2 protein-coding genes are annotated in these 8,252 nt (G+C 68.7%); both read right to left on the bottom strand.

The annotated features are described in order from the left end of the window. A partial coding sequence (locus AOK24_RS39770; protein WP_055724787.1) for an Eco57I restriction-modification methylase domain-containing protein occupies positions 1-4,968 on the bottom strand: 4,968 nt, incomplete at its 3' end. A 43-nt stretch (positions 4,969-5,011) separates the two neighbouring features. Further along, positions 5,012-8,038 carry a DEAD/DEAH box helicase gene (locus tag AOK24_RS39765; protein ID WP_055724786.1) on the bottom strand — a complete coding sequence of 1,009 codons (3,027 nt, stop codon included), beginning with the start codon at positions 8,036-8,038 and terminating at the stop codon, positions 5,012-5,014. Positions 8,039-8,252 lie beyond the last annotated feature (214 nt).

Below are 8,252 nucleotides of genomic sequence, written 5' to 3'. Positions count from 1 at the left end.
GTTGGGGGTGGGGGCGGGCATGACTTCGGCATCGGAGACGTCGAGGTGGCCTCGGCCCGAACTTCGTAGGAAGTAGTCGAGGGGCAACGACGCAAAGAAGCCAGCAGTCAGTACTGTAAATCGCGGCGAAGGCAGCGCCGCGCTCCGCACCGCGTGAATGTGCGTGGCCCCAGGCGGGATCAGCGCAGCGAACAGACTGCGCTCGGTATTGGAAGCGATCATCTCGCGCCAAGCCACCCGATAGAACTCCGTATACGGCCGCATACTCGCCGCTTCCAACAATGCCTCGACCGCTCTGTCGAAGTCGTCGCCCTCTACGTCAAGATCGGCCGTCCGGACATCGTCCTCCGCAGCCGCAACCGCCGCCGGATCATCCCAGAGTTGTGCGAGCCGGTTGTGGTCCACCCAGCGGTCCTGCGCACCAACGAACTGCGAACGTTCCTTTGCCCGGCGGTAGTTCGTACGCGGCACCGCGTCCACCGCCAGGTTCAGGTGGTCCCACGGCTCGTAGTCACGCATGCTCTTCGAGCCACCCTCGGGCGGCTGCTTGTGGTACGGCGTGGCAACGCTGATCAGCGGTCCCTGGAGGATGACGTCCTGCCAGCCGTCGACCGGGCCGGGGGTCCAGGTGAAGTAGCCCGCTGTACGGTCTGTCTTCTCGTTGAACCCGCCGCTGATCCGCGGATTCATTGCGCCCAGGCGGTGAGGCCACTTCCCGAGCGCCACGACGGCCGCTTCTTCTGCCCGTGTCACGGGATAGAGAATCTTAGTCTGGGCAACTGGCAACGGCTTCTCTTCCCCTGCCAGTTCACGCCACTCAGTAAGACGGTTCTCATTCACCGTGATGATTCGGTCCTGGTGCGGACGCAAATCCCACTTTCCCTTGTCCTTCACACCCGGCACCGGACCTTCGCCGTCGTGGCGAACAGACTTGACCAGTACACCGGGATGCAGCAACCAGCTCATGTGCTGGAAGGAGATCTCGGCGTCCCTGCCGTACACGTTGACGCTGAAGTGGCTGCTGTTTCCCACCGGGTTGGCGAAGATCAGCAACTCGTTGGTGAAGTCCGCATGGAACCGCAGATGCCGATAGGCAGCCTCCCGAAGCACCGCCTCCTTCGTCCCCGTCAAATGCGTCGACGGATGAATCAGCCCCGCATTCCCCCGCTCCCCGATCGCCTTCCACGCCGTCAGCATGAACGCCCGATACATATCCGGCCGTGTCCCCACCAGCTCCGGATACGTATCCACCGACGACAGGAACTCCGAAACCCCGGCCACGATCCCCAGCTCGTCCAGATAAAACCTCCGACCCTTGGCCTTGCTCATCAATCCGGCCACGTTCGCCTCGTGGCCAACCTCCGCTTCCTTCCCACCCAGTACGAACCACGGCTCCAGCTCCGCCAGAACCATGTCCTCGTCCCACTCCTGCCGTACCCACGGCGGATTCCCCACCATCACATCGAACCCGCCCTCCATGAACACATGGGCGAAGTCCAACTCCCAGTGGAAGAACCCCCGTTCCTCAGCGATCCGCACGACCACCTCGTACCACGGGAACGTGCTCCCCAGATCCGTCGGCCGAGCCCACGCGTGCTCCTCGATCATGTTCGCGTTGAGCTCCCGCTCCTTCGCGTCCAACTCGTCGAGGTCCTTCACCCCCTCGAAGGACAGGAACGACGCCTGCTTCCCCTCCTCCGCCTCCGCATCGACCCGTCCGACAACCGCCTCAGCGAACTCCAGCCAGTCCTTGAGCGCACGCAACGGCACCCGCCGCTCCGTACTGTCCTTGGGCAGCGCGGTGAGGTCCTTCCCGTTCGGCCGGTACCAGAAGTCGGCGGAACCATCGAGCAGTCCGACCTCCTCCAACGGCCAGAACCACAGCGCACACCAGGCGTCCATGACCTGCTTGAGCCGCCAGTAGGGCGACCCCTGCCGGTGCAAAGCCTCCAGTACGGCGTCCCGGTCCATCGGCGGACGGCGCCGTTCTCCCTCGGCACCCGCCTCTCCGTCACGAGGAACGTCCGTCCCCCACACATCGACGTGCCGAGAGATCTCCTGCTCGGACAGGACCAGCCGCTTCACGACGAGGTCCCAGAGGAACTCCACGCGCCGGGCGAGCCGCATCAGGCGGCCGGTCTCCGTGGCCGCGCCAGGCTCCTCGTCCACGTCCGCAGTACTGCGACTCTGCTCCCCGCTGCTCACGGCGGCGAGGAGCGGCGACTGAGCGGCGCCGGAGAACCCGAAGGACGGCTGTTCCCAGACTTCGATGCCGGGTAGGTCGAAGGCGCCCTGTCCGAGCTTGACCTCCTGCTCCACCTGTTTCTGGAGCGTCTCGGCGGCCGTCTTCCCCTTGGGCGGCGACTTCTTCGTACCCCCCTTGGGGCTGCGCCGCATCGCCGAGCGCCACTTCGTCATCGCCTCGACCAGCTCGGGCTCCAGCCAGTCGACGACGTCACCGTCCACGAGGGCCTTGACCGGCGTCCCCTCCGGCGCCCCCTTCTTCGGCTTGCGGACGCCGACCTTCTCGCCGATGGAGCCCCACCCCGTCGCGGGGAGGAGGAACTGGTGGACCTCGCGGGCCTTCAACTTCTCGGTGAGGGGGACGGCACGGGGTTTCTGCGGGTTCTTGGTGGTGAGCCAGCCCCCGTCCCGCAGGGAGTTGCCGGGGTACACCTTGCGGGCGGCACCGATCAGGGAGTTGCCCCGGCGGAGGTGGAGGCCGTACCAGGGGGCCTTCATGCCCCGGTACATCGTGTTGAGCCAGAGGGAGATCTCCGCGAGCTCGACGGCCGTCTCGTTGAGGTCGACGCCGTACGCGTTGTGGAGGGCGATGTACGCCTTCACCTTCTGGAGCTCGCGCTGGTAGTCCTCCAGATCGATCTCGACGTCGCGCTCGTGCTGGGCGAGCCGGAGGTACAGCTCGGCGATCTGGTTGACGGCCTCGTTGAGGAACGCGCCGGAGCCGAGGGCCGGTTCGCAGATGCGCCAACGCAGGACGTCGGCCGCCTTGATCTCGGCGTTGTCGGGTGACTTGGGGTCGACGTCGCCCTTCTCGCTGAGGCGGAAGCGGAGGGTCTGTTCGACGGTGGCCCGGGTGAGGGACTCGGGGGTGTAGTAGGAGGCGGTGGTCTGGCGGTCGCGGCCGGCGAGACGGTAGACGTACGAACCGACCTTGCGGGGGACGGGGACGCGCTTGTTGGTGTCCGGGTTCAGTTCCGTCGCGACGAAGACACTGTCGTCGGGGCCGTCCGGGTAGCGGCCGGAGTTGACCTGGCTCGCGGTGATCAGCCAGGAACCACCGCTCGGGTCCCCGCCCTTGGCGACCTCGTACAGCGGCTCGTCGGCGATGAAGCCGGTGTACGACATCAGGCCCTCGTACATGGCGCCGAAGTGGTTGATGCTGAGGTTCGTGTAGGAGATGAAGCCACCCCGGCCGCCTTTTCCACGGCCTTCCACGAGGACCAGGTTGCGCAGCACCTCGTGCAGGACCTTGTTGCGCAGGCGCAGGTCCAGATACCGGTCGGGATCGTCGGGGTGCGCGATCCGCTGGTCGACGAGCCTTATCGACTTCGGGTCGAAGAGGCGGGACTTCAGGGCCTCGATGCGGACACCCTCGTAGCCGTCGTCCTCCGCCAGTTCGGCGCTCTCGGCGGCCGGTTCCCGCAGGTCCTCGCGGGAAGTGACCGTGTCGGCGACCGGGTGCCCGGTGAAGACCTTCTCGAAGAGCAGCGCGAGGGAGTCGTGGAAGTGGTACCGGTCGCGGGAGGTGCTGGAGAGCTTCTCCTGGATCACGAGTTCACGCAGACGGGCCACGCTGTAGCCCTTGGCGTACTCCTCGCTCTTCATCGGGAGGACGTCGAGTTCGGGACGGGCCTCCGCGTAGAGGAGGAACAGGATGCGGTAGAGGTAGCGCAGAGACTCCTTGGTGAGGAGTTTCGGCAGCGCCTTGGAATCGGCGAGCGGGCCGGGCAGCCAGACGGGAAGCTCGTCGTGGGTGACGCCTTGCAGGCGGGCGCGTTCCAGGACCTCGTTGGCGATCAGCTGGACGGACTTCTTCAGGCCCTCGCGCAGTTCGTTGGTGACGCCCACAGAGTGGTCCCGGGACTCCGCGACCAGGCGGGCGACGTCGTCGTCCCCGCCGTCCTCGGCCGGCCGCAGCGCCTGGGCTCCGAACAGCGCGGCGATGACGTCGAGTTCACCGGCGCTCGCCCCCTTGAGCCCCTTGCGGGGCAGGGCGATGCCCAGGTCGACGGCCAGGTAGCGGCCTCGCGCGAAGTTCTCCCCGTCGGCGAGGACGACGACCCCGCCGAACAGGAGGAGCGCGTAGCGCGGTGCGTCGTCGGTGGAGAGCAGCCAGGCGGCGAGGTCGGTGACGGTGGTGAGCGTCTTGCCGGAGGCCACCCGGACCGGCGCGGGCAGGCGGTTCGCGGTTCCGTCGCCGCGCGTGGCCGCGACGTCCTCGGCGAAGCCGCCGGTCAGGACGGCGATCCCCGGTTCGTGGTGGGCCACGGGCACGGCGACGGGTCCGGCGACACTCCGTACGGTGAGGTGGCCGGGGTTCGGGACGAAACCGAGGGCTTTCAGGAGTTCGGTGTGCCAGGTGTACAGGTCCGCGCGCCAGGCCTCCTCGGGGGTGTCGCCGTACGCACGCGACTCGGTCTCGGGCTGGAAGGCGGGCAGTTCCCCGGGGTGTGCCTTGAGCGCCTCGGCCGCCGTGCGCTGGGCCTCGGCGGCCACCTGGTCGGGCAGCGCGTTGAACTTCTCCGCCTCACCGCCGATGGTGAGGCGGACGTCGAGGTAGGGGCCGGTGAGGTCGCGCAGGCCCTGCCGGGGGGTGTGGCGGCCCTGGCGTTCCTCGGCCGTCCACTCCTTCAGGCGGCCGGTCCTGAGCTGCTTGGGCAGGATCTCGTCCAGGTAGAAGGACGGGAAGTACTCCCCCTCGTTGATCAGCGCGTCGAACTTCACGCTTGCCGCTCCTGCCGGATCGCTTCGGTGGTGGGTCGTACGGTCATGCGCTCGGCTCCAGGACCGCGAGGACCCGGATCATCGGGTCGTCTCCGGTCGTCCGCAGCCGGATCGCGGCCTTCTCCAGGTTCTCGGCGGCCCGGTCGCGGGCGCTTCGTCCGCCGCTGATGCCGATGCCGGGCAGCCGCTCCTGCCGCCAGAGGCCGACCTGGCGCTCGTACGCGCGCAGAGGCTCGTCGATGTGCTCGTCCGCCTCGGCCCTGCGGCGTTCCATCTCGGCGCGGGTCGCGGTGACGGACGCCGGGACGTACTTCTGGAGCGCGGCCGGGTCGCCCGGGGCGAAGTGGTCCGGCATCTCGGGGCCGAGGCCGAGTTCGGCGAGCAGCGGGCGGGTGAGCTCGCGGACCCGGGGTTCGTCCTGGCCCAGGCGGTCGACGGCCAGCCAGGCCACGACCGTGGGACGGCCGTCCTGGTTGGACCACATGCCCTGGGTGAGGAAGACAGGGTCCGGGACCCGGGCGCGATCGACCTGGATCACGGGCGCCTGCTGGCGGCCCAGCTGGACCAGGACCTTGTCGCTGATCCAGTCCAGGACGGGATGCAGTTCGCCGACGTAGTGGACGTCCGGCCACAGCGACATCGAGTCCGCGTCCTCACGGGCCCGGCGCAGGGAGTCGGCCGCGTCCTCGCGGCTGAAGGTGAGCTTCACGCGGCTGGTGATGCCCTGATCGCGGACATACCCGGCGGGGAGGACGTCGAGCCGGTCGGCGAGGTCCTCCGGGGTGTCGAAGCTGAGGTCGGTGCCGTTGACCGTGGTGTCGAGGCGGAACGCCTCCAGATCGGCGAGCTCCTCCAGGCCGGTGAGGAGGTAGTCGCGGCGGTCGGTGAACAGGCGCAGCTCCTGGGCGACCGGGATGGGGGCGAGGTCCTCGGTACCGGCGGCCTGCGCGGCCTCGGGTGTCTGCGGGGTGTCGTCGAAGGCGAAGCCCAGGTCCGGGTCGTCGTCGAAGTCGCCGAAGTCGTCGTCGAAGCTGTCGTCGTACGTGTCCGCGGCCGTGCCGAACTCGGCGTTCAGCTGCTGGGCCAGCGGCAGGTCGCCGCCGTCCGCCAGGGAGTCCAGGGGGGCGACCTGAAGGTCGTCCACCGCCTGCTGCGGCTCCTCGCCCTTGAGGAGCGCCTCCATGACGCGGATCTCCTCGCGGTCGCCGTCGTTCTCCTTCGTCGCCGCCTCCACGGCACCGAGGATCGCGTGGACCTTCTCCTCGCGGGTGAGGACCTTCTCCGCGATGTCGGTGTCGTCGAGCGCGCCCGGGGTCGCCGTCCTGAGGATCATCGCGCGGAACTCGGGCCGCTCGGTCTGGCCGTAGCGGTCGATACGGCCATTGCGCTGCTCGACCCGGATCAGGCTCCAGGGCAGGTCCCAGTGGACGAGGTGATGGCACTGCCGGTGCAGGTTGACACCCTCGGAGGCACCGTCACCGGTCAGCAGCAGCCGTACGTCACTGCCCGCGCGGGCGAACTCGTCGACGTACTCGCGCTGCATCTCGTCGGAGACACCGCCGCTGTACATCACCTTGACGGCGGCCTTGGCGTCGTCCTCGTCGGTCCAGCCGAGCAGCGGCGGGAGGACCTGGCCCAGCCAGTCGAGGGTCTCGCGGCGCTCGGAGAAGACGACGGCGCGCGTCGTGCTGCCCGCCCGTACGCCGATCTCCCCCAACTCCTCGACGAGACCGGCGAGTTTGGAGGCGGCAGCTGTCCCGTCGACGGCGTACGCACGCTCTATGGCGCGGGCCAGTTCCAGCAGGCGCAGGAGTGAGGCGGTCTCGGGGGTGCTCGACTCGACACCGGCGGGCGGATCGTCGGTGATCTTGTGCTGGACGGGGAGCTTGAGGCGGGCGCGGGCCGTCGCGAACAGGGCGCGGTGGGAGGAGAGGAACGACTTGAGCAGGACGTAGGGGAAGAGGCGGTCCTCGGTCCGGCCCGCCCGCGCGTCCGGCCGGTTAAGCCAGTGTTCGGCGAGTTCCTGGAAGACCTTCTCCTCCAGGTCGTTCGCCTCGCAGCGGACCGGGCGGGAGTCGCCTCGCGGCGCCCAGTGTCCCTGGAGCTGCCGGCCCACCTCGGCGCTGACCTTCGTACGGCGCAGCATGAGGTGTTCCAGCTCCTCCTTCTTCGGGTCGTTCGCGTCCTTGACCGCCATCGGGTCGAGGAGGCGGATCAGCCCGGTGAAGGCGGACATGCTGCCGTTGTGCGGGGTCGCGCTCGCCAGGATCAGCGCGTCCGTGCGCTCGGCCAGCAGGTCGGCGAGGGCGCGGCGGTCGCTGCCCTGGTTGATGAGGTTGTGGGACTCGTCGATGACCACGGCGTCCCAGTGGATGGGCTCCAGCCACGGCCGGTAGCGCTTCTGGTTCTTGAGCGTGTCCATGGAGATGATCACGCGCTTGTAGTACGTGAACGGGTTGCGGCCGACCGGGATCTTGCGCTCGATGCGGGCGATGCCCGCGCTGTCGAGCCGGACCAGCGGCAGGGAGAACCGCGTCCACATCTCGTGCTGGAACTGTTCGAGGACCGGTGCGGGGGTGACGACCAGGATGCGCTCACCCCTGCCGCGCCGGATCAGCTCGCCGAGCAGCACACCGATCTCCAGCGTCTTGCCGAGGCCCACCACGTCACCGATCAGCAGCCGGGGCCGCAACGGGTTCGCCAGCGCCTTGACCGCGGGCCGCAGCTGGTAGTCCATGCGGTCCAGGAGGAAGCCGTCGGTCAGCGCCAGGCGCCGCTCCTTCTGCGGGAGGGGTGTCTTGCGCAGCACCGCCTCCAGGAAGAGGCGGCCACGCCGGAAGTGCGGCGATTCGTCGGGGACGAGCCGGGTGTTCTCGGGGAGCAGGACACGGGGTTCGTCCATCGTGGGCGCGAGGAATCTGGCCTCCTGGCCCCGGACCAGATCGGAGGCGCCGATCGCCTCGATCAGGTGCTCGCCGGAGCGCAGCAGCCTGCTGTTGCGGACCATCCACTCCTCGTCCCGTACCTCGATGACGGTGCCGGGGGGCGGAGGGCCGTCGAGCGCGGGCATGGCGGGGTCCTTTCGGGTGGTGCGGAGCGTGGTCGAGCGTAGCGCCGGAGGGGCTACAGGTCCCTTCGGTGCGCGTAACGCTCGCGCAAGTCGTCGGCGACCTGACGGACTGCGCGCGGGAGAGGCTTCGGGGTCTGCCGGACGGGAGCCTGCGGCTCCTCGGCTTCGGGCTGCCGGGGCGGCGGAAGCGGGTAGCTCGTGGGTGCCGGGGATT

The sequence above is a fragment of the Streptomyces niveiscabiei genome, assembly GCF_001419795.1.
Classification (GTDB): domain Bacteria; phylum Actinomycetota; class Actinomycetes; order Streptomycetales; family Streptomycetaceae; genus Streptomyces; species Streptomyces niveiscabiei.
This window is presented reverse-complemented; position numbering and strand designations above follow the sequence as displayed.